We start from the raw sequence: 22239 nt of genomic DNA on the forward strand, positions 1-22239 counted from the left end.
TCTTCCTGACTACTGAGTAGTTTTCTTGCGAGGAAGCCATAATGAAAAACCAGATTCAATCGGTTGGAAGGAGCGGGCTGTCTGCCTATCATAAATATAAGTGTTTTTTATATGTTCTGACCGGGCTTATGTTGTGGTTTTTCAGTCCCGCTTCGTGGGCAGCTAACAGTTGTAAGGTCAACTACACCGTTTCCACGCAGTGGAATAATGGTTTTACCACCAACGTCAATATCACCAATACCGGAGACCCGTGGTCAAACTGGACAGTCAAGTGGGATATGCTGAGCGGGCAAAAAATCACAGGGCTGTGGAACGGGAGCTATACCCAAAACAGTGCAGCCGTTACCGTCAAAAATGCAAGCTGGAATGGTACTGTTGCTAAAGGTGCTTCCACCCAGTTCGGTTTCAATGCTTCCCATAGTGGAATTAACAATATTCCTACCAATATATCGGTCAATGGGGTGTTGTGTGAGGGTAATGCCTTGCCACCTCAGCCCCCTGTTGTTGCTTGCGAAGTGCTGTATGCTGTGCCTACTGTTTGGGCGGTGGGGTTTACGGCTGACGTGATGGTGAAAAATACGGGCGATGCGGTCGAAAATTGGACAGTTGCGTGGAATATGCCAAATGGGCAAACCGTAACGGGTATGTGGAATGGGCAATACCAGCAGTCTGGGAGTGCTGTTTCGGTCAGGCCAGTTGACTGGAACAAGAATATCGCCAAGGGCGGGCTAATCCAGTTTGGGTTTAATGGTGCTCACCTTGGTTTGAACAATATCCCTGGTAATATTTCCCTGAACGGCGTTAAGTGTGCCGGGCAGGTGGACCCGCCACCGCCACCGCCACCATCTTGTAACGTCAAATACCAGATTCAAACCCAGTGGGATAATGGTTTCACTGGAACGGTTGACATCAAGAATACGGGTGCGCCTTGGAACGGTTGGCAGGCGACATGGACAATGCCGACTGGGCAGAAGGTTACGGGTGGCTGGAATGGGCAGTTCAGTCAGGCAGGTGACAAAGTGACAGTGGGGAACATGGAGTTCAATAAAGTCATTGGCCCCTACAACGACAGCATTTCGTTCGGTTTTAATGCTTCCCACACCGGGCTGAATCTTGCACCGATTGATGTGGCGGTAAATGGTAAACGGTGCAGTGGTCAGGCGGATAAATTGGTGTTGCCGCCCAAAGCCCCGGAGCAGTTGCAAGCAACGTTGGTGGGTAACAGTTATGCTGACCTGTCGTGGGTGGATACCAGTGCTGAGGAGGACAATATTGTCTTGGAGCGTCGGGTTGACGCAGGCAGTTGGGCGGTATTGGCAACATTGGCAGCGAATACCATTGCCTATCAAGATAAAACCCTGGCTGTTGCCAGCAGTTACGAATACCGTGTAAAAGCAGTCAATGTTTCCGGGGCGTCGGCTTATGCTTATAGTGCCACTGTCAAACGCCAGGATCGCAACGACATCCGCGCCGCCATGCTGGTCAACAACTGCGCTTCCTGCCACGGTACGGATGGCTACAGTTCTGGCCCCGGCACACCTTCCATCGCTGGCCTGAACAAGGATTACTTGCTCCGTACCATGAAGGCTTACCGCACGGGTGAGCGTGCTTCCAGCGTGATGAGCCGCATTGCCAAGGGCTATACCGATACGCAAATCGAGCGCATGGCGGATTACCTTTCCAAACTGCCTTACAAGGCCAACCAGCAGACCACGGATGCAGCGTTGGTAGCGCGTGGTAAAGCCGTGCATGAAAGCAATTGCCAGTTCTGCCATGCGGGTACGGGCAACGATGCCGGTTTTACCAAAACCCTACTGGACGGACAATGGTCAACCTACCTGCACGCCACGCTGGAAGATTACCATGCAGGTCGTAGCAGCAATGTACCTACCGAAATGGCTAACCAGCTTAAAGACATCAAAACCCTGTTTGGTGATGATGTGTTACTGGCTCTGGCGCAATACTACGCGGCAGATGCGACTGCCAAGGCAGGAGGAGACACTGGTGGAGGCGGTTCGGGCGGTGGTGATTCAGGTGGCGGATCAACCGATACCGCTCCGGTTGCGCCTAGTAACACGACCGCCACTTTGGTGGATAACAGTAAGGTTAACCTGAGCTGGAAAGATAACAGCAGTAACGAAACAGGTTTCCGTGTCGAGCGGCGTGCGACTGGGGCAAATGACACCGCGTGGGTGACGTTGGCAGAGGTGGGTAGCAACACCCAAACCCATGTCGATAGCACGGTGGCGATGGGGCTTGGTTACGATTACCGCATCAGTGCTTTCAACGCCAAAGGCAGTGCCGTGAGTACGGTGGTGAGTGTTGCATTGCAAACGGTGCTGCAATACGGGCAAACCCAGTACCAGCGTCAGGGTTGTGCAAGCTGCCATGGCGCGGATGGCAAGGGCGGTTTCACCAAGGTTGACCTGACCAAATACACGGCGGCTGACCTGACACGCCTGACTGGGATCATTCACGATACCATGCCGCCGGGTAATCCGGGGTCTTGCAGTGGTGGGTGTGCTTCGGGAGTGGCCTCCTACATTATTGACGTATTGGTTCCGAATGCCGGAAATGGTGGCGGCGGCGGTGCGCAGGCTTGTACCACTACACCACCTGCCGGAATCCGCAGCCTGCGCCTGCTAACCCGTCTGGAATACCAGAACACTGTCAATGACCTGTTCGGCCTGAGCCTGAATCTGGTAAACAGCCTGCCGGATGAAAACACGGTAGGCGGTTTCGACAACAACAGTGAACAGAATCAGGTGTCCAGCCTGCGGATGGATGCTTATCTGACCCAGGCAGAAAAGGTGGCTGCGCAAGCGGTGCAGGATAGCTGGGGCAAGATCATGCCGTGCAGCCAACAGGATCTGGCGTGTGGTCGCCAGTTTATCCAGAGTTTTGGTAAACGTGCATTCCGTCGCCCGTTGAGCACGGTAGAAGTGGACAAGTTTGCTACCAACTTCAGTGGCGTGGCGTTCCGCGATGCGGTGGAAAAAACCGTGATGATGATGCTGGTGTCACCCAACTTCCTGTACCGTTCCGAGCTGGGTGAATTGCAGGCGGATGGTACGTACAAGCTGACCCCGTATGAGGTTGCCAGCAGTTTGTCTTACCTGTTCTGGGGTTCGATGCCGGATGACACGTTATTCCAGGCTGCTGACCAGAATGCGCTGGATACTCCGGCACAGCGGATTGCTCAAGCATCACGTCTGCTGGCGGCATCACGTAGCCGTCAACAGGTCGGGAACTTCGTCGGGCAATGGTTGCTGAAAGGTAGCCCGTACACCTTGCCAGCCAAGGATGCCAGCGTGTATCCGGCGTATACCAATGAGGTGAAAGCGGCACTGTCGCAGGAGTTGATCAATTTCTTCAACTACGTGACGTTTGATTCCACCCAGACTTTCCGTGAGCTGTATACGGCGGATTACGTGATTGCCAATAAAACGCTGGCGGATTTCTATCACCTTAGCGGGCCAAGCGGCAGTGCGTTTGAGAAAACGCCGGTCACTAACGGCACTCGCACTGGCTTGCTGACACTGGGTTCAGTGCTGGCACGTTATTCCAACAGCAACGAGTCGCATCCGTTCAAGCGTGGGCGCTTCTACTTCGAGCGGGTGTTGTGCCATGAATTGCCGGAGCCTGCCAACTTCGGGCTGGTGCAGCCGCCTGACCCTGACCCGAACATGACTACGCGACAACGCTTTGATTTCCATAGTAATGCGTTCCCAAGCTGCTATAGCTGCCACCAGTATCTGGATGGCCCCGGCTTTGGCTTTGAGAACTACGACGGTGCAGGCCAGTTCCGCAGCGCGGAAAATGGCAACCCGATCAGTGCCAGTGCCATCCTGCGCGGTATGGAAACCTACTCGCCAGACGAAGCATTGACGTTCAGCGACCTCAACCACCTGAGCGCGTTGACGGCAGACAGCCCGACCGCAGCGCAATGTGTGGCACGGCAATACTACCGCTACACCACCGGGCGGCTGGAATCGGATGCCGACAAGTGTGCACTGGACAGCTACCTGCAAAGCTACAAGGACAACGGCTACAACCTGCAAACCATGTTGATCAGCATTGTCAATGCACCCAACTTTACCGTGCGTCGGGCGCAATAAGGGGAACGTGACATGAACATCAATCAGGATCGCCGCAATTTCATGAAATGGGTCGCAGCCGCTGGTCTCGGTGCTGCCACCCTGCCGTTTGCCAGTATGGCGTATGCGGGTGAGCCGCCACGCCGCGCCATTTTCGTGTTCTACCCTGACGGGATGCGCCCGGAAAACTGGCACGCCATTGGTACGGGCAACAGCTTTACCCTGCCCGCCATGACCGCACCGTTGGAACGGGTACGCCAGCACTGTGTGTTCCTCAGTGGGGTCGACATGAAAGGCTCCGGCTCCACCCACGAGGGCGGTACGCTGAAACTGCTGACCGGGGCGGCGGGGATGTCATCCGACAAAGCGGTGTCGCTGGATTACCATCTGGCTCAAGCCTTCAAAAGCCAGACCGTGCGCCCGCACCTGAATCTCACTATCGTGCCGACTTGGGGCGTGACCGCGATTACCTACGATTACAGCGGGGTGCAGGTATTGCCGGAACCCAACCCGCTGGCGGCGTTTGAATCGCTGTTCGGTACGAATGCGCAAAGCAATTTCATCGCCCAGCGCCGTTTGAGTGTGCTGGATGCCTCGCTGGCTGAACTGAATGCCTTGCGCAGCAAGTTGGGCACGATCGAAAAAACCAAGCTGGATACCCATACCGAATCCATCCGCGAACTGGAGCAGCGCCTGAATGCCAATGCTGGGGCGTGTGCAGCGTGGAATTTCAACCCGACCGGCTTTACGGTTGACCCGAAGAAAAGCTACTGGCAGGGGGCGGAATACCGTGATCCTTACAAGATGGGTGTCATCGGCGATTTGCAGCGGGACGTTGCTGTCCATGCACTCGCTTGCGACCTGACCCGCGTCGTCACTCTGAAATGGTCGCAAGGGGTAAATGAAAACTTGATCCCGGAATCAGGCAGTGGCATGACTTGCCACGGTGCATCCCATGCGGGCGGGGAAGATTTCATCAAGATCAAGGCATGGTATACCGAACATCTGGCGCGGCTGATTGCCCAGCTTGCCAGCGTGCCGGAAGGCAATGGTACCTTGCTGGACAACACCATGATCTTTGTTGGCAGCGATTTGGCACACGGTGGCTGGCACAACCACGGTGACATGCCTTTCATCCTGGCGGGTGGTCATGCCGCAGGCATTAGCGGTGGGCGTAGCCTCAAGTTCAGTGGTACGCCACACAACAAGATTCTGGTGTCCATCGCCCAGTTCATGGGGCTGAACATCAACAGTTTCGGCAATCAAGACAGCAACCCAGGGCCGCTGCCCGGTTTGATCGGTTAGGAGGGGCAGACCATGATGGAAACGCATAATAGCCAGCGCAGAACATTCCTGAAAACGCTGTTGGCGGGTACGGCAGCCAGCGCCTTTGGTTTCCCGGCAATCGTCGGAGCTGCCGGACAGCGTGTGGTAGTGATTGGCGGGGGAACCGGCGGGGCAACCGTCGCCAAATACCTGCGCCGCCTCGACAACACGCTGGACGTGACCCTGATCGAAAAGAACGCGATTTATACCACCTGCTACATGAGCAACGAGGTGCTGAGTGGGGATCGAACCCTTGAGTCGCTGCAATTCAATTACGATGGTCTGAAAGCCCACGGCGTGAAAATCGTCACCGATGAAGTCACCGGGATTGATTACGCCGGGCAACTGGTCATCACCAAAGGTGGCATCAGCTACCCGTATGATCGCTGTGTGGTGTCACCGGGGATTGATTTCCGCTACGAGCAGATTGCCGGGTATAGTGACGCGGCGACTGCAACGGTTCCCCATGCGTGGAAAGCCGGGCCGCAAACGCTGGTGTTGCGTGACCAGTTACACGCCATGCCTAACGGGGGTACAGTGGTGATTGCCGCGCCGCCCAACCCGTACCGTTGCCCGCCCGCACCGTATGAGCGTGCCAGCCAGATTGCTTACTACCTGAAACAGCACAAGCCGAATTCCAAGGTCATCATCCTTGACCCAAAACCCAGCTTTACCAAACAGGCACTGTTTGAACAGGCGTGGACGGAACTGTACGGCTACAAGAGCAGTAATGCCCTGATTGAATGGTGGTCATCTGATAAAGCCGCTGGTGTGGTGGAAGTGGATGTCGCTGCTAAAACCGCGATTACCCAGTTCGGCGACCGGGTACAAGGTGCTGTGCTGAACGTGATCCCACCGCAAAAGGCGGGCAAGCTGGCGTTTGATGCCGATCTGGTGGATAGCACCGGCTGGTGTCCGGTCAACAAGCTGACCTTTGAATCCACCCGCCATCCCAAGGTGCATGTGATCGGTGATGCGTGTATGGCGGATTCCTTGCCCAAATCCGGTTTTGCTGCCAATTCCGAGGGCAAGGTGTGTGCGGCTGCCATCCATGCACTGCTGAATGGGCTGGAGGTGGAAAGCCCGTCATTCTCCAACGGTTGTTACAGTCTGGTCGGCAAGGATTACGCGATTTCGGTGGTTGGGGTGTATCGCCTGTCGGACGATGGCAAACTGGTGGAAAATATTCCAGGCAGTGGTGGCGTGTCTTCCGCCACGGCGACTGCCCAGGATCGTCTGTTTGATGCCAGCTATGCGTATAGCTGGTACAACAATTTTACGCAGGATGTGTTCCGCTAAACGCTTGGATTATTCATTTCCCGGTGTCACGTCGATGCCGGTGATTTCGCCATCAGTATCAATGTGAATGAAAAGCTGCACAGGGTTGCAGCACACATGGCAGTCTTCGTAATAATCCTGACTGCCAGCGGTAATGTCGATTTCAGTGCTGAAATCAGAGTAGCAGTAAGGGCAGGTGATGTTGGTGTGGGTTAGAACCTGCGACATGATCAATCCTCCAGAAACAGTTGAATAACCGTATTCAGGAACTGCCAGCCGGTATCTGTCGGGCGGATAAGTTCGCCGCTGAAATCCAGCAGACCGCGCTGCACAGCCTGATCCAGCCCCGCCTTGAGATGCTGGAATGGCAGACCGGTACGTTCGGTAAACAGGCTGGGGCTAAAGCCTTCCCGCAGACGCAAGGCATTCAGCATGAATTCAAAACCCAGATCGGCAGGTGTAAGCGTTTGCTCTCCGCTGCGGGCTGAGCCTTGCATGGCTTGTTGCATGTACTCTGCGGGTTGCCGGTATTTGTGATAGCGGATAATGCGGGCTTGTGCAGGATGGGTTAGTTTGCCGTGTGCGCCAGCACCGATAGCCACGTAATCACCAAATTCCCAGTAGTTCCGGTTATGCCTGCACTCTAATCCCGGTCTGGCATAGGCGGAAACTTCGTATTGAGAATAGCATGAATTCTTGATGAATTGTTGCCCGTTTAGCTGAATATCAGCCACCAAATCTTCATCCGGCAAAGGGGGCGGGGATTTGTAAAACAGGGTATTCGGTTCCAGCGTCAGTTGATACCACGACAGGTGGGTGGGATATAAGGCCATCGCTTGCTGTAAATCCTGCATCGCCTCATCCAGCGTTTGTTGCGGCAGGCCAAACATCAGATCCAGGTTGAAATTGTCGAAACCGGCACTGCGGGCAATATCGGCGGCGCGTAAGGCTTCCTCACGGTTGTGTACCCGTCCGAGTGCCTGCAAATGCGGCGGGTTGAAACTCTGGATGCCCATCGACAGGCGGTTGATGCCTGCCTCACGAAAGCCCCGGAACTTGTCCTGCTCGAACGTGCCGGGGTTGGCTTCCAGCGTGACTTCAATGTTGGGGCGGAAGGGTAGCAGGGCGCGGATACCGCACAGCAGCTCGTCAATGCTTTCCGCACTGAACAGGCTGGGTGTGCCGCCGCCGATGAAAATGGATTCCAGTTTGCGTCCCCAGATGTGCGGCAGTTCGTTGGCAAGGTCAGCCAACAGGGCTTGTATGTACTGCTTTTCCGGCAAGCCGCTGGGGGCATGGTGCGAGTTGAAGTCGCAGTAGGGGCATTTGCGGATGCACCAGGGGATGTGGATGTAGAGGGCAAGGGGGATGTGGGTCATGTTGCTGCTTGTACTGAGCGGAAAACCGCATTAATGTACCCCTATTAATAACAACAGGAAAGCCGCCATGCACGTTACCCTAGTCCATGTCCACGTCAAACCTGAACACATCGACGCTTTCATCACTGCCTGCAAAGCCAACCACGAAAATTCCACCCAGGAACCGGGCAACCGCCGTTTCGACATCCTCCAGTCCAGCGATGACCCATGCCGCTTTGTGCTGTATGAAGCCTATGCTAGTGCGGAAGATGCCGCAGCCCACAAGCAGACCGCGCATTACGCCACATGGCGTGACACAGTAGCCGACATGATGGCGGAACCCCGGCAAGGTGTGGGCTACCACGGGCTGTTCCCGGCATAACTGATGATGCAAAGCGCCTACCACATCCTCAACAGCGTCTACGGCTACCGCCATTTTCGCCTCAACCAGCGCGACATTATCGGTTCGCTGCTGGAAGGGAAAGACGTACTCGCACTGATGCCCACCGGCGGCGGCAAATCGTTGTGCTACCAGATTCCTTCTCTGGTACGCTCCGGTGTCGGCATCGTCGTCTCCCCCCTGATCGCGCTGATGCAGGATCAGGTTGATGCCCTGCAACAACTCGGTATCCGCGCTGCCTACCTCAATTCCACCCTCAACTATGGCACGGTATTGCAGGTGGAACGCGAGCTGCTGGAGGGGCAAATCGACCTGTTGTACGTCGCGCCCGAACGCCTGCTCACCGACAAGATGCTCAACTTGCTGGACAGCGTGCGCAACAATGTCGGCATTGCCCTGTTCGCCATCGACGAAGCGCACTGCGTGTCGCAGTGGGGGCATGATTTCCGCCCGGAATACCAGCAATTGTCGGTGTTGGCGGAACGTTTCCCCGGTATTCCGCGCATTGCCCTGACCGCCACCGCCGACCTGCGTACCCGGCAGGAAATCATTCAGCAATTGCGTTTGCAAGACGCTGACATTTACATCAACAGCTTTGACCGCCCCAATATCCATTACACAATCCAGCAGGGGCAAAATGCCCGTCAGCAGTTGTGGCGTTTTTTGGAAGAAAATCACCCGCAGGATGCCGGGATCGTCTATTGCCTGTCGCGTAAAAAAGTCGAAGACACCGCTGCGTGGCTCGCCGAACAGGGGCGTAAAGCTTTGCCCTACCACGCCGGGCTGGATGCGGACACCCGCCGCATCCACCAGCAGCGTTTCCTGCGCGAAGACGGCATTATCATCGTCGCTACCATCGCCTTCGGCATGGGCATCGACAAGCCGGACGTGCGTTTCGTCGCCCATTTGAGCCTGCCCAAAAGCATCGAAGCCTATTATCAGGAAACCGGGCGTGCCGGGCGCGACGGCTTGCCCGCCAATGCGTGGATGGCGTATGGCTTGCAGGATGTCATCACCTTGCGCCAGATGATGCAGGAATCGACCGCCAGCGAGCAGCAAAAGCGCGTCGAACACCACAAGCTGCAAGCCATGCTCGGTCTGTGCGAAATGACCGCCTGCCGCCGCCAAGCCTTGCTGGATTACTTCGGCGAACCCACCCCCGAACCGTGCGGCAACTGCGACAATTGCCAGCACCCGCCGGAAGTGTGGGAAGCCGCCACCGCCGCGCAAAAGGCGCTGTCCTGCGTGTACCGCACCGGGCAGCGTTTCGGCGTCAATTACATCATCGACGTGCTGCTGGGCAAAAGTGATTTCCGCATCAGCCAGTTCCGCCACGACCAGCTTTCCACCTATGGCATCGGCAAGGAGCATTCGGAAAGCGAATGGCGCAATATTTTCCGCCAACTGATTGCGCTGGGCTACCTGAATGTGGATGTGGACGGGCACGGCGGTTTGCGCCTGACTGACAAAGCCCGCCCGTTGTTGCGTGGCGAGGAAGGATTGTCCTTGCGCAAGGAGCAGAAGCGTGAACGGGTGCGCAAGGAGCGTAACCGCGCCGAGCGAGCAGAGAAGCCCGAATTTGCGGCACTGTCGGCGGAAGCGAAAGCACTGTTCGAGGCGTTGCGTAACCTGCGGCTGCGGCTGGCGCAGGAACAGGGGGTACCGCCGTATGTGATTTTCCACGATGCTACCTTGTTGCACATGGCGAACGAGCGTCCGCAGACCTTGACCGAGATGCGCGGGATTACGGGCGTTGGGGAACGCAAGCTGGCGCAGTATGGGCAGGCGTTTCTGGAGGTGGTGTTGGGGGCATGAAGAAAAGCCCCCCTTTTGCAACAGGCAGGTTTTATAAATTCGCCAGATTCACGAAATCCGCCACCGTCAGCGTTTCTGCTCGGCGTTGCGGGTCAATCCCCACGCTTTCCATCTGTTCGGCTGTCACCATACCTTTCAGCGTATTGCGCAGGGTTTTGCGTCGTTGCGAAAATGCTTGCGCTACCAGATCGGCGAAATGCTCCGGGTCATTGGCGACATGCGGGGGTGTTGCCCACGGTTGCAGGTACACCACCGCTGAATCCACCTTGGGTGGTGGGCTAAAAGCACCGGGGCCGATTTTCAGCAGGTAATGGGTGTCACAGTAATATTGCACCATCACCGACAGGCGGCTGTAATCGCTGCTGTCAGGTTCGGCGGTGATGCGGTCGACCACTTCCTTTTGCAGCATGAACAGCATGTCACGAATGTGCTGGCGATGGCGCAGGAAATGGAAAATCAGCGGGGTGGATATGTTGTAAGGCAGGTTGCCAACGATGCGTAGCCTGTCACCTTCGCCACGCAAGCCGGGGATGTCGAGCTTGAGCGCATCCTGGGCGTGGATGTGTAGCTTGCCTTGAGCTTGCGGTTGTTGTTGCCACCAGGCAATCACGTCGCGGTCGATTTCGACCACATCCAGCCGTGGCAGGATTTCCAGCAAAGGAAAGGTAAGTGCGCCGGGGCCGGGGCCAATTTCCACCACCCGATCGGTGGTTTGTAGGTTGATGGCTCGCAACATCTTGTCGATGACATTGCGGTCATGCAGGAAATGTTGTCCGAAGCGTTTTTTTGCTTGGTGTTCGTAACGGGGCATGGGTATCCAAGGTAGTAGTTCCCTCCCCTGATAAGGGGAGGGTTAGGGAGGGGGTTCTTTCTCTTACGGCAGTATTTTCAGCTCAACCCGGCGATTTTGGGCTTTGCCTTCGGGCGTGGTGTTGTCCGCCAGTGGAGCACTGGGGCCATAGCCTTTGGCACTGAGCAACTCGGCTTTCGCCCCTTTTTCTGCCAGATATTTCATCACGGCTTCAGCACGGGACTGGGAGAGCTTTTCATTGGCTGTTTTGTCGCCGCTGCTATCGGTGTGACCACCTACCTCGATTTTCAGGTCGGGGTATTTTTTCAGGGTGGCGGCGGCTTCATCCAGAATCGGCAGGGAAGCAGCCGTCAGTACGGCAGAGCCTGTCTCGAAATTGACACCCTTGAGGTTGATGTTTTCGGTTTTGGCGCAGCCGACCTGGTTGACTTCAGTGGCAGCAGCCGTGTCAGGGCAAAGATCAGCGTCGTCGGCTACGCCATCCTTGTCGGCATCAGCGATGGCGTCACAGCCTTTGTCGTCGACTTTAGTGCCTTCCTTGGTGGTGGGGCATTTGTCAGCCTCATCTGGTACGCCGTCTTTGTCGGCATCGGGAGGAGGCAAGTCACAGCCTTTGTCGTCGACTTTGGCGCCTTCCTTGGTGGTAGGGCATTTGTCGGCATCGTCGGGCACGCCGTCTTTGTCAGCATCGGGAGGAGGCAAGTCACAGCCTTTGTCATCGACTTTGGCGCCTTCCTTGGTGGTGGGGCATTTGTCAGTATCGTCGGGCACGCCGTCTTTGTCAGCATCGGGAGGAGGCAGGTCACAGCCTTTGTCGTCGACTTTAGTGCCTTCCTTAGTGGTAGGGCATTTGTCAGCCTCATCTGGTACGCCGTCCTTGTCACCATCGGGAGGAGGCAGGTCACAGCCTTTGCCATCGACTTTGGCGCCTTCCTTGGTGGTAGGGCATTTGTCAGCCTCATCTGGTACGCCGTCTTTGTCACCATCGGGAGGAGGCAGGTCACAGCCGTTTTCGTCAACCTTGACGCCAGCAGCCGTGACAGGGCAACGATCCTTATCGTCGGTTACGCCATCTTTGTCACCGTCTTTGGGCGGCTCACAACCTGTAGCGTCAACTTGCGCACCAGCCGGGGTTGTGGGGCATTTGTCGGCTTTGTCGGCAACACCATCCCCGTCGCTATCCTTGGTTTCGTTTTCCAGTGTGGCTGCCAGTTGCTGTTTTTCATCTGCCAGCCGTTGCTTTTCACTTTCAAGGGCTGCGAAGTTTTGACGTAACTGGGCGAATTGTTGGGAAACTTCTGCGATAGCCCCAACCTGATTATTCATTTCGCTAACTTTGCCGCTTAGTTCGTCCTTTTCCGCCTTGCAGCTTTCAAGTTCAGCCTTTTTGACGCTTTCCGCCAGTTCACCTTGCAAGGCTGTCAGTTTGCCTTCGAGGTCGCCTTTGCCTTTGGTGGCTTCTTCCAGTTGGCGTTTAAGGTCGGCAATGGTTTTTTCCTGTGCGCTAAGGGCTTCCTGGGTTTTGCCCATCAGGTCAGTCTGTTGCTGGCGCAAGGTCGTCAGGGTCTGGTTGAGGGAATTAAGCTGCTGGGTACTTTGGGCGGTGCTGGTGTTGCTTTGCCCCCCCATCAGGTTGTATCCGTTGTTATAACCCATGTTCGACCAGCCAAAGCTGGGTAGGGTTGGCATGATCATCGGTGGCGGCGGCGGCGGTGTCAGCATCGGTCCCGGCATAAAGTAGCTACTGGGGTTGTAGTAACGCATCCCGTTGCCGTAAGCAGAATAAGGGAAAACATTGCCCCAACCAGAGGTCATTTGTGGCTGGGCGTAGCTGTAGGTATAAGCGTAAGGTGTTACAGCCGTGGTAGTGGCATGACTGCCGGTGGTAACAGCAGTTGTGGGTACGGTTTTGCTTACCGTGTCCGCTTGCGGGTAAACGTAAGTGCCAGATGTTGTGGCTGTGGCACTGGTTCCTGCGTTGGTGGTCGTTGTTGTTGCCGGGTAGCTGTAGCTCCACTGCTGGGTTGTGGTGGTCGTGCTATTGGTGGAGCCGTCTGTACTTTTGCTGGTTGTGGTTTCCGTTGCTGTTTTGGCTTCTGCTGGAATCTGGTTAGGGTCGGGAAACTGGGGTGTTTCCGCAAACGCAGGTGCTGCCATGGCTGAGACCACGGTCAGACTGGCGACAAGTTTGTTCATGGTTGGTTGTTCCTCTCTGAAAGTGCGATACATGAAAATTTCGTTGTGGGTCAGGCTTATTTGCCACCTAGCGACAGGTCACGACGTGCGGCAGAAATGGTGATGGTAAAGCCTGCAATGACATCCAGGAAGGCCATCGCTGTCAGAATGAGGAAAACAGAATTGCCACCCCATTCATAAATTAGCCAGGCTGTCAGATAAAAAATCAGCACGAAAGTCGAAAACAGATGGTCGAAAATGGTGACTTCCGAGGTGCGGGTGGATTTGAACAGCTCAATGTAAAGGGTTATTACGCCAAGCAAGACCATGAAGTCTCCCCAGGTGGGTTTCCAGGTAATGCCGGAGGGCAGCCCCATCCTGAAGACCACATCATTCAGGTGATCAGGAAAGAAACGGATTTTGACGGCCAACCAGTAAATGATGAGCACGACGCCAAACAGCGGGATGAGCTGGATGATTTTGAACATGACTGTCAGGTTATCCTTTTCAGGCTAGTAAGCGTTTAACTGACCGGGACGGCAGAAAACCGTTTGTCTGTGTTCTGTTGGCTGCTGCTGTCACCGGGCTTAAAGTACGCATGAATTGCCAAGAGTATAAAGCAAAGGGTTGCGTTGCGTCAGGCATAACGCTAGGGATTCTGCATGATTACAGCAGTTTGGCGTGGTAATGACGGTGATTTTTAGGCAGATTGCGCGTTCGTCGGGGGAATTTGTGGTGCGGATAAGACAGCCCCTAATATTTACCTCGAAAGTGTCACCCGATAGCAATAACAAGGCACATAACAGAGAGATATAATCATGAACAATAAAAAAATCCGGTTAACCCGGTGGGCTATCCTTCCGATCCTTTGCTGTTCTGCTGCCGTACTGGCAGGGGATGGCGGCATTGATGCTCCCTACGGACAGCTTCCTCCCGCAGAACCCCAGGCAGCCATGACTGTTGAAGCTGAGCCACCAGCCCCTGCGGTTGTACATTCCTGCGATAGCGGTAATCCGGCGCGTGGCGAATGCCCGACGCTGGCAGCAGCAGACACAGTGGCAGCCGTACCTGATACCATGCAGCAGGCACGCCAGTTAGGGGCTGAAAGTGACGGTTTTGTGGATGATTCCACCCCGACTTCCGGTGTCAGCACGGGTTACGTAGGTGGTCAGACCCGACTTGGTATCGGTATCGACTCCGAACTCAAGGGCAAGGCTGACGTCAGCCATATCTTTTCCGAGAATGAAAACAGCACGCTCATCGGGCAGGGTTACATGGGTGTAAACCCGAAAGCCGACGGTGACAAGGGGCAGGAAACCATCACTGGCGCCGGAGCCAAACTGAACTACCACTGGACTTCCAACGGTGAAAACGGTCAGGTCAGCCACGTCAACAAGGTCTTTGGTGCTTACGACCAAAACGAACAAAAAGACAAGAAAATCACCGCAGGTTACGGTCAGGAAAACGAAAACCTGTTCTGGTCTGGTCATCTGAGCAAGGGTATTTCCGACAAGCGTGATACCGGCGCGAAAGATGCCAACGGCAACACTATCTATGAAAAAGCCTATGACTGGGGTGTCGGCGGTCGTGTCGGTACTTACCTGTCTGAACAGCAAATGCGTGTGCAGGGCGGTCTGGATTACGAATGGGGTAAGGAACAGGCTGACAACGAGAAAAAAGCCAAGCAGATGACTTTGACTGGTGGTGTGGAAAAGTTTTTCCCGGATTCCCCGCATAGCGTCAATGCCAATGTGGATGTTTACAAGAAATCCGGTGGCTATGTGGAAGGTGAACAGAAAGCCGAAGTCCGTGGTGGCGTTGGCTACCGCTATGACATTGCCAGCGAAGCCGGTGTGTGGCAGCCTAATCAGGTTTATCGCCGTGTCCGCACCGAAATTCCTGGTGAAACTGTCAAAACACCCGCCAAGGTTGAGCGCAAACTGGTCAAACACACGATGGAACTGGAAGCCGATACCTTTTTCAAGGTCGGCAGTGCCAAGCTGACGCCGGAAGCGCAGGAACGCTTGCAGGCAGTGGCTGGCAAAATCCGCGAGTGCGGGCATGAAGGCAATATTCGCATCAGCGGCAACACCTGTGATGTTGGCTCTACCGCGTATAACCAAAAACTGTCTGAGCGCCGTGCCAAAAGTGTAAGGGATTTCCTGGTCAAGGGCGGTTTCAATGCCAACGAACTGCTGGCACAAGGTCTGGGTGAAAGCAGCCCGAAATACCCGAATACCGATGCAGAACGGCACAAAAACCGTCGTGTTGACCTTGAATATCTCTGCTACCAGAACGAATACAAAGATCAGGTGGTAGAACAGGGCGGTAGCAGCAAGTCTGACCCGAAAGTGGTTTGGAAACAGGAACTTGTGCCAACGCCGCCACTGTGGGTGCGTCAGGCACTGCATAACGTTGCTGACCACAAGCAACGGGTGGATACCTACAAGACCACGGCAGGCGGCGCACCGGATGCCAGTGCTTATACGCCGGTTGCTGTGAACGATACCAGAAGCACAACGGAAGGGGTTGCGCTTCCTATCAATGTGCTGGAAAACGACAGTGATCCGAATGGTGATCCATTAACTGTTATTTCGTTTACCACACCGGGCAATGGTTCGGTGACGCAAGAAGGCAATATCCTGACCTATAAACCAAACAACGGTTTTACAGGGACGGATTCCTTCAGCTACACCATCAGGGATCCTGAAGGTAACACCAGCACGGCAACGGTCACGGTGACGGTAACAGGCGGCGGTGGTTGTACGGTCAACGCAGACAATGACACCTTCAACGTACCAAAAGGTGCTACGGCTACCCCGTTGAATGTACTGGATGGTGACGAAGCCTGCGGTGGCACAATCAAGGTTACGGCGATCAGCCAACCAGCCAACGGTATTGTCGCCATTATTGATGGTGGCAACTTTGTCAGCTATCAACCGAATGCCGGTTTCGCAGGCAATGATACCTTTACCTACACCATCACCGGGCCAAACGGTACCAGTACGGCAACCGTCACCGTCACAGTGGCAGGTAGCGGCGGGGAACCTATAGCTGTAGGTGACGAGGCAACTTCCGATTTGGGAGCTTCCATCCTGATCGACGTGCTGGACAACGACACTGACCCGGATGGCGATACGCTGAGTATTGATTCCTTTACTCAGGGTGCGAACGGCGTGGTCACGGAAGAAAATGGTCAGTTGCGTTACACACCGAATGCTGGTTTCGTGGGGGTTGATACGTTCACCTATATCGTCAAGGATCCGGTGGGCAACACCTCAACCGCAACTGTCAGAGTGACAGTGACTGGTGCAGGCGGAAGCTGCCCAGCCAATCTGAACCCGGCTGACACGGTGACATTTACCTACAGCAATAGCCCTGACCCGGCTGGTATTGCTATCACTCCAAGCAAGTATCTGGGGGCAGGTGATACGGTTGAGAAGGTCTATATCTACGATGAAAATGCTAGCTCTGAAACCGTTCGCGTTGAAGATGCCAATAACGGTGGTATGACCGGCACGATCAAGCGTACTGGTAACAGCCTGACCTTCCACCCCAGTGCAGGTTACTGCCCGGATGGTGTGTTTAGCTTCTATATCAAAGTGGCTGGTTGCAACAAACTGGTGAAAGTCGACATCACGCTGGATCAGCAGTCCAAATAAGCAACTGACGCACGATACGTCAAAACAAGGCCGCCGGGGCAACCTGGCGGCTTTTTTTGTTGCTATGAGGCTAGCCCACCCCGGTAGAGCAAGGCAAACAGCACCAGTACGATACCCGCCACTAGCAAACCTTGGTTGATGCGCTGCCCACGGCGCATTTCCCTGCGCAGCTCTTCCAGTTGTTGCGATTCCCACTGCATCTTGAGCTTGTGCTGAGCAGTTTGTTGCATGATGTCGTGCAGCATGTTGGGCATGTAGGGCAGGTTTTCGAGGAATTTCGGCAGGTTGACTTTCGCTCCGTGGAACAGGGCGCGGACACCGACCTGCTCATCCATCCAGCGTTCAATGAAGGGTTTGGCGGTAGACCACAAATCCAGATCGGGGTAAAGCTGCCGCCCTAGTCCTTCAATATTCAGTAAGGTCTTTTGCAGCAGCACCAGTTGCGGTTGCACTTCCATATTGAAACGGCGGGCGGTCTGGAACAGGCGTAGCAGGAAATGTCCAAAGGAAATGTCCTTGATCGGCAGGTTCAGGATCGGCTCGCACACCGAACGGATTGCAGATTCAAATTCATCCACACGGGTAGCAGGCGGAACCCAGCCGGATTCAACGTGCAATTCTGCGACCCGTTTGTAGTCGCGGTTGAAAAAGGCGTAGAAGTTTTCTGCCAGATAGCGTTTGTCGGCAGGGGCAAGCGTGCCAACGATGCCGAAATCCACCGCCATGTATTGCGGCTCATTGGGGTTTTTCGGGTCAACGAAAATATTACCGGGGTGCATGTCCGCATGGAAAAAATTGTGGCGGAACACTTGCGTGAAAAACACTTCGACACCCAATTCGCCCAAGCGTTTGAAGTTGACGCCGAGTGCCTGCAAGCGGGGAATGTCACCGACCGGGATGCCGTAAATCCGCTCCATCACCATCACGTTGGGGTGGGTGTAATCCCAGTAGATTTCCGGCACGTACAGGGTTGGGTTGCCCTCGAAATTGCGGCGGATCTGACTGGCATTGGCGGCTTCGCGCACCAAATCCAGTTCGTCGAAAATGGTCTTTTCGTATTCGGCAACCACCTCCACCGGGCGCAGGCGGCGGGCTTCCTTCCAATAGCGTTGTACCAGACTTGCCATCAGATACATTAGCTCCACATCCTGTCGGATGGTTTTTTCGATACCGGGGCGCAGCACTTTCACCACCACATCCTTGCCATTCCACAGTTGCGCGGCGTGAACTTGGGCGATGGAGGCAGAGGCCATCGGGTCGGTTTCAAAGTGCTTGAATACTTCCGTGACCGGTTTGCCATAGGCTTTTTCGATCATGTGCCGCGCTTGCTGGCTGGAAAAAGGCGGTACGCGGTCTTGCAGGCGGGTCAGTTCGTTGGCGATGTCGTCTGGCAATAAGTCGCGGCGGGTCGACAGCATTTGCCCGAACTTGATGAAAATCGGCCCCAGATCTTCGAGGGCGCGGCGGATGCGTTCTCCGCGAGGACGGGTTTCTTGCTTGCCCCAGTTCCACGGTGACAGGTGATAGATGAAACTGAGCGGGCGCAGGAACGGGATGTGAAAGACGAGTTCGTCCAGCCCGTGGCGGATGAAGACACGGTTGATCGTCCACAGACGCAGGATATTTTTTACCACATCAAATCATCCGGGATTTGGTAATCGGCATAAGGATCGTCTTCTACCGTTGTCTGTTGGCTGCTGCCGGTATTTTGCACCAGGATGATGGCGGTATCCCGTTGGGCAATTTTTTCGGCAACCTGTTTGGGAACGAGTTCGTAGCCGTCACCGAATTTGACCAGCGCAATCACGCCATAAGCCAGTTGGTCTTGAAGTTTGGTGGTGAGGTAGATTTTTTTGACCTTGCTGCCATCGGCAAACTGGTAGGCGATGTCGCCCCGGTTGCGGTCAATGCGGTTCATCTCGATCAGTTGTTTGATCTGCGCCTGAATGGCTTTCTTTTCGGCTTGTTCGCGCTGCTGGCGGTTGAGTTCGCGTGAGCGATCGGCCTGTTCCTGACGGGCTTTTTCTGCCAGCAATTTGGCTTCATCCACGATCACTTCGCCGCTTTTTTTCGCCTGTTTCTGTGCCTTGGCCGTTTTTTGGTGGGCTTGCTTGCGCTGATCCTGTTCGGCTTTTTGCGCCTTGGACTGGTCGATCAGGCCAGCCTTGAGGAGTTGGTCTTTGAGTGACATGGGAGAAGTCCGTCCGGTTGCTGTTACGCGGGGGAGTATATCACCACTTGTTTCATGCCCCCATAGCAGGCTTTAGCTCGGCTGCCTTCAAGTGAACAGATGCGCAACTGTGGGTGACTACACGGCTGCCCACAGTGCAAATTGCTGCTCGCTCAGGTACAGCAACTCACACAGTGTCTGTAATCGTGCCAAATCCTTGGGTTTGCGTTGCAAGTCCAGCGGAATATCCGGTACTTCACAATGGATGCCGGTCAGTTGCCGTGCCAATCGCACGCTGGTCTGATGTTCATTGACCAGTTCCTGTAAGCGTTTCGCCCCACGGGTTTTCATCTGCCCGATTTCGGGAATGCGTGACAACAAAATTTCGGTTGTACTGAATTTTTGCAATAGCCGCGCTGCTGTTGCCATGCCGATACCGGGGATGCCGGGAATGTTGTCCGCTACATCGCCTGCCAATGCCAACTGGTCGGGAATCTGTTCAGGCCATACCCCGAATTCCTTTTTCACCCCGCCGGGCGGTAGCGGTTTGCGCTTGCCGTAATCCCACCAAATGTCGTGTTCGCCTACCAGTTGCGCCAGATCCTTGTCGCCGCTGATGATCATGCAAGTGTTACCGTTTGCCCGCTGCTGTTTTGCCCATGTGCCGATGATGTCGTCAGCTTCAAAGTGGTGGCTGGCGGCTTGCACAATGCCAAGGGCATCCAGAAAGTCGCGGCAAAGCTGAAACTGGTATTTCAGCTCCTCAGGGGCGGGGCTGCGGTTGGCTTTGTAGGCGGGGTAAATGTCTTTACGTTGTGAAGTATGCAAACTGGTGTCAAAAGCAAAGCCAATCTGCTGCGGTTGCTCGGTTTGCAGCAAATTGTAAAGGAAGCGCAGGAAGCCGATGACGGCATTGACCGGATGCTCTTCCCTATCCAGCGGTATCTGACCGCGCACAAACCAAGGGCGAAACACGTAAATACTGGCATCAATCAGCCAAACGGTGTGGACAGGCATGGACATTTTCAAGCGCCGATAAAATTATGAACTATAAACAGGGGAGTCTGAAAATGCACGGACAAGTATTTTGTGGAAAAATGGGCTGGAGCTTTTTGATGGAAGGAGTGGCTATGCTGAATTTACGTGCGGCTGGAAATTGGCTATTGGCGGTATCCTGTGTATTCCTGCTGGTGGCTTGCGATGACAAGCAGACTGCGACCTCAAAACCGGCAGGCAAGCCGCTGGAAATATTGTCAGTTGCAGGTATTGGCCCGATTAATGCGCAAACTCCGTTCAATCTGCATGAGCTAACTACTGCGTTTCAGGGTTTTAATGTCGACCAGCGACTGAATTATTCCGAAGGTGAAAAATACCCCGTCATCAGGGTCAGCAAAGACTTGAAACCTCTGCTTACCATCAACCCGGATGTCAAACACGAAAAAATTTATTCGGTCATGGTGCATGACAACCGTATCGGCAATGGCCTCGGGCATAGTATTGGTGTGAAATTCGTGGATATTTATGCCTACGGTCAAACCGAAGCATGTGCCGCTGGTGCAGAAGAGCTTTCTGGTAAAGTGCTGTGTTACGCCCCCCAGACCGGCAATATCCTGTATCTGTTCGGCGGAGCCTGGAATGGGCCTAGCGGTTCAGTCCCCCCCAAGGATGTGCTGGCAGACTGGCAACTGGAAGCGATTATCTGGAAACCGTTGGCGAAATGATTGCCTGACTGATTGCACCCTTCGCCCTTGCGGGAGAAGGGTGAGGATAAAATATTAAACTGGCTTGAAGTTTTCGATCGTGCTGGCACCTTCACCAAAGAAAAACTTGTTCATTTCCTCTTCCAGAAATTTGCGGTGCTGCGGATTAATCGGGCTGAGGCGGTATTCGTTGATCAGCATGGTCTGCTGGCGTAGCCATTTGCCCCAGGCTTCCTTGGAAACATTTTCATAAATACGTACACCCAGTGTACCGGGGTAGGTTGGGCGTTCCAGCCCTTCTGCTTCGCGCCCCAGATGGACGCAGTTAACCATGCGAGTCATGTCATCTCCTCAAATTGCTTGCGGTGTCCGCTGGAAAAACTGGCGAATCGCGGCTGACAACCCACCAGTCAATACTGTGTCTGCTTTATACCAGAGCCAGCCGTCACCTTCCATTATCCACGCAGGGGACGTGTCGAAATCAACCAACAAGGGCTGCAAGTACAGGCGGTAATGGGAAAACGTGTGGGTCAGTACCGGCAAGCGGGTGGCAATGACCTGCGCCTGCCCGCGCTCAAGCAGCCAGTTAGCCATGCCATTTTCATCGGCAAACTCGGGAAAGCTCCACAGTCCACCCCAGATACCGGTTGGGGGGCGTTTCTGGAGCAGAATTTCACCTGCCGTATTGCGCAATAGCAGGGCAATGGCAGTTTTTTCCGGCAAGTCCTTGCTGGGACGCTTGCCGGGATAGTCCTGTGGGTTGCCTTGGCGGAATGCGGCACAGCCCTGCTGTAACGGGCACAGCAAACAGGCTGGTTTGCTGCGGGTACAGAGGGTTGCTCCCATATCCATCATCGCTTGGGTGTAAGCGGCATTGCGGTTGCTGGGTAAATGCTGTTCAGCGTACTGCCACAATTGTTGCAGGGTATGCGCTGTACCTGCCCAGCCTGCTACTGCATGGAAGCGTGCCAGTACGCGCTTGACGTTACCATCCAGGATGGCGTGCGCTTGCCCGTGGCTGAGGGAGAGGATGGCAGCCGCAGTGGAGCGCCCAATGCCGGGCAGGGTTTGCATACGCTCGATGTCGGTGGGGAATGTGCCTGCATACTGGTCGCACACGGTTTGTGCGGTTTTGTGCAGGTTGCGGGCGCGACTGTAATAGCCAAGACCTTCCCAGTGTTGCAAAACTTCGTCCAGCGGGGCGTTTGCCAGTGTCAGCACATCCGGGAAACGTTGCATGAAACGCTGGTAATAGGGAATGACGGTAGCAACTTGGGTCTGTTGCAGCATGATTTCCGACACCCATACACGGTAGGATGAAGGCTCGTGTTGCCAGGGCAAATCCTTGCGTCCATGCTGGTCATGCCATTTCAACACTTGGTCAGCGAAATTGTCTTCTACCATTGTTATCTTGCTGCAAACGCTTTACCATTGCGGGCTTGTAGCC

General features: G+C 54.8%; 17 protein-coding genes. 7 read left to right on the forward strand and 10 right to left on the reverse strand.

The annotated features are described in order from the left end of the window. Positions 1–128 precede the first annotated feature (128 nt). The 3 genes from B2U47_RS09845 to B2U47_RS09855 are packed head-to-tail and all read left to right on the forward strand — an operon-like array spanning position 129 to position 6722. Positions 129–4118: a cellulose binding domain-containing protein gene (locus tag B2U47_RS09845; RefSeq protein ID WP_296679318.1), complete on the forward strand. Its 3990-nt coding sequence runs from the start codon at positions 129–131 to the stop codon at positions 4116–4118. Between the two features lie 12 nt (positions 4119–4130). Continuing rightward, positions 4131–5402, forward strand: coding sequence for a DUF1552 domain-containing protein (locus B2U47_RS09850; RefSeq protein ID WP_296679316.1), 1272 nt, complete (start codon positions 4131–4133; stop codon positions 5400–5402). Positions 5403–5414: 12 nt separating this feature from the next. Further along, positions 5415–6722, forward strand: a complete 1308-nt coding sequence (locus tag B2U47_RS09855; protein WP_296679314.1) for an NAD(P)/FAD-dependent oxidoreductase — start codon at positions 5415–5417, stop codon at positions 6720–6722. 9 nt (positions 6723–6731) lie between these two features. On the opposite strand, the gene B2U47_RS09860 is transcribed toward B2U47_RS09855, so the two are convergent. Both B2U47_RS09860 and hemW read right to left on the reverse strand, forming a co-directional pair. Next, entirely contained in the window at positions 6732–6929 is a 198-nt protein-coding gene (locus B2U47_RS09860; RefSeq protein ID WP_296679312.1) for a CPXCG motif-containing cysteine-rich protein, read from the reverse strand. A 2-nt stretch (positions 6930–6931) separates the two neighbouring features. Then, positions 6932–8080: a radical SAM family heme chaperone HemW gene (hemW, locus tag B2U47_RS09865; protein ID WP_296683377.1), complete on the reverse strand. Its 1149-nt coding sequence runs from the start codon at positions 8078–8080 to the stop codon at positions 6932–6934. Between the two features lie 67 nt (positions 8081–8147). On the opposite strand from hemW, the gene B2U47_RS09870 reads away from it, so the two are divergent. After that, positions 8148–8441, forward strand: a complete 294-nt coding sequence (locus tag B2U47_RS09870) for an antibiotic biosynthesis monooxygenase (RefSeq protein WP_296679308.1) — start codon at positions 8148–8150, stop codon at positions 8439–8441. Positions 8442–8447: 6 nt separating this feature from the next. After that, a complete protein-coding gene (recQ, locus tag B2U47_RS09875) occupies positions 8448–10274 on the forward strand; it encodes a DNA helicase RecQ (protein ID WP_296683412.1) in 1827 nt (608 codons plus the stop codon). 31 nt (positions 10275–10305) lie between these two features. On the opposite strand, the gene rsmA is transcribed toward recQ, so the two are convergent. The 3 genes from rsmA to B2U47_RS09890 form a co-directional block, all read right to left on the reverse strand. Continuing rightward, entirely contained in the window at positions 10306–11085 is a 780-nt protein-coding gene (gene rsmA / locus B2U47_RS09880) for a 16S rRNA (adenine(1518)-N(6)/adenine(1519)-N(6))-dimethyltransferase RsmA (protein ID WP_296679305.1), read from the reverse strand. Positions 11086–11148: 63 nt separating this feature from the next. Beyond that, positions 11149–13281, reverse strand: a complete 2133-nt coding sequence (locus tag B2U47_RS09885) for a thrombospondin type 3 repeat-containing protein (RefSeq protein ID WP_296679303.1) — start codon at positions 13279–13281, stop codon at positions 11149–11151. Between the two features lie 56 nt (positions 13282–13337). Then, positions 13338–13748 carry a hypothetical protein gene (locus B2U47_RS09890; RefSeq protein WP_296679302.1) on the reverse strand — a complete coding sequence of 137 codons (411 nt, stop codon included), beginning with the start codon at positions 13746–13748 and terminating at the stop codon, positions 13338–13340. A 330-nt stretch (positions 13749–14078) separates the two neighbouring features. Here B2U47_RS09890 and B2U47_RS09895 point away from each other — a divergent pair, with 330 nt between their 5' ends. Beyond that, the gene (locus B2U47_RS09895) at positions 14079–16922 is read left to right on the forward strand and encodes an Ig-like domain-containing protein (RefSeq protein WP_296679301.1); all 2844 of its coding nucleotides are present in this window, start codon (positions 14079–14081) and stop codon (positions 16920–16922) included. Between the two features lie 62 nt (positions 16923–16984). Here the strand turns inward: B2U47_RS09895 and ubiB are convergent, their stop codons facing one another. The 3 genes from ubiB to B2U47_RS09910 form a co-directional block, all read right to left on the reverse strand. Further along, positions 16985–18556, reverse strand: coding sequence for a ubiquinone biosynthesis regulatory protein kinase UbiB (gene ubiB, locus B2U47_RS09900; RefSeq protein WP_296679300.1), 1572 nt, complete (start codon positions 18554–18556; stop codon positions 16985–16987). Next, on the reverse strand, positions 18550–19113 hold the full coding sequence (locus B2U47_RS09905; protein WP_296679298.1) for a DUF2058 domain-containing protein: 564 nt from the start codon (positions 19111–19113) through the stop codon (positions 18550–18552). The genes ubiB and B2U47_RS09905 overlap by 7 nt, the downstream gene beginning before the upstream one ends. 117 nt (positions 19114–19230) lie before the next feature. After that, complete coding sequence (locus B2U47_RS09910) at positions 19231–20109, reverse strand: 5'-3' exonuclease (RefSeq protein WP_296679296.1); 879 nt, start codon at positions 20107–20109, stop codon at positions 19231–19233. A 113-nt stretch (positions 20110–20222) separates the two neighbouring features. On the opposite strand from B2U47_RS09910, the gene B2U47_RS09915 reads away from it, so the two are divergent. Next, positions 20223–20813, forward strand: a complete 591-nt coding sequence (locus tag B2U47_RS09915) for a DUF1131 family protein (protein WP_296679294.1) — start codon at positions 20223–20225, stop codon at positions 20811–20813. A 54-nt stretch (positions 20814–20867) separates the two neighbouring features. On the opposite strand, the gene B2U47_RS09920 is transcribed toward B2U47_RS09915, so the two are convergent. Together B2U47_RS09920 and mutY are read right to left on the reverse strand one after the other, a co-directional pair. Beyond that, complete coding sequence (locus B2U47_RS09920; protein ID WP_296679291.1) at positions 20868–21134, reverse strand: oxidative damage protection protein; 267 nt, start codon at positions 21132–21134, stop codon at positions 20868–20870. 9 nt (positions 21135–21143) lie between these two features. Further along, complete coding sequence (gene mutY, locus B2U47_RS09925; protein WP_296679289.1) at positions 21144–22196, reverse strand: A/G-specific adenine glycosylase; 1053 nt, start codon at positions 22194–22196, stop codon at positions 21144–21146. Positions 22197–22239 lie beyond the last annotated feature (43 nt).

Source organism: Thiothrix sp. UBA5583 (assembly GCA_002425225.1).
Taxonomy (GTDB): Bacteria; Pseudomonadota; Gammaproteobacteria; order Thiotrichales; family Thiotrichaceae; genus Thiothrix; species Thiothrix moscowensis.

Coding starts and splice junctions, on each gene's coding strand:
- B2U47_RS09845 (WP_296679318.1), top strand. CDS start 129: ATGTTGTGGTTTTTCAGTCCCGCTTCGTGGGCAGCTAACAGTTGTAAG.
- B2U47_RS09850 (WP_296679316.1), top strand. CDS start 4,131: ATGAACATCAATCAGGATCGCCGCAATTTCATGAAATGGGTCGCAGCC.
- B2U47_RS09855 (WP_296679314.1), top strand. CDS start 5,415: ATGATGGAAACGCATAATAGCCAGCGCAGAACATTCCTGAAAACGCTG.
- B2U47_RS09860 (WP_296679312.1), bottom strand. CDS start 6,929: ATGTCGCAGGTTCTAACCCACACCAACATCACCTGCCCTTACTGCTAC.
- hemW (WP_296683377.1), bottom strand. CDS start 8,080: ATGACCCACATCCCCCTTGCCCTCTACATCCACATCCCCTGGTGCATC.
- B2U47_RS09870 (WP_296679308.1), top strand. CDS start 8,148: ATGCACGTTACCCTAGTCCATGTCCACGTCAAACCTGAACACATCGAC.
- recQ (WP_296683412.1), top strand. CDS start 8,448: ATGCAAAGCGCCTACCACATCCTCAACAGCGTCTACGGCTACCGCCAT.
- rsmA (WP_296679305.1), bottom strand. CDS start 11,085: ATGCCCCGTTACGAACACCAAGCAAAAAAACGCTTCGGACAACATTTC.
- B2U47_RS09885 (WP_296679303.1), bottom strand. CDS start 13,281: ATGAACAAACTTGTCGCCAGTCTGACCGTGGTCTCAGCCATGGCAGCA.
- B2U47_RS09890 (WP_296679302.1), bottom strand. CDS start 13,748: ATGTTCAAAATCATCCAGCTCATCCCGCTGTTTGGCGTCGTGCTCATC.
- B2U47_RS09895 (WP_296679301.1), top strand. CDS start 14,079: ATGAACAATAAAAAAATCCGGTTAACCCGGTGGGCTATCCTTCCGATC.
- B2U47_RS09905 (WP_296679298.1), bottom strand. CDS start 19,113: ATGTCACTCAAAGACCAACTCCTCAAGGCTGGCCTGATCGACCAGTCC.
- B2U47_RS09910 (WP_296679296.1), bottom strand. CDS start 20,109: ATGCCTGTCCACACCGTTTGGCTGATTGATGCCAGTATTTACGTGTTT.
- B2U47_RS09915 (WP_296679294.1), top strand. CDS start 20,223: ATGCTGAATTTACGTGCGGCTGGAAATTGGCTATTGGCGGTATCCTGT.
- B2U47_RS09920 (WP_296679291.1), bottom strand. CDS start 21,134: ATGACTCGCATGGTTAACTGCGTCCATCTGGGGCGCGAAGCAGAAGGG.
- mutY (WP_296679289.1), bottom strand. CDS start 22,196: ATGGTAGAAGACAATTTCGCTGACCAAGTGTTGAAATGGCATGACCAG.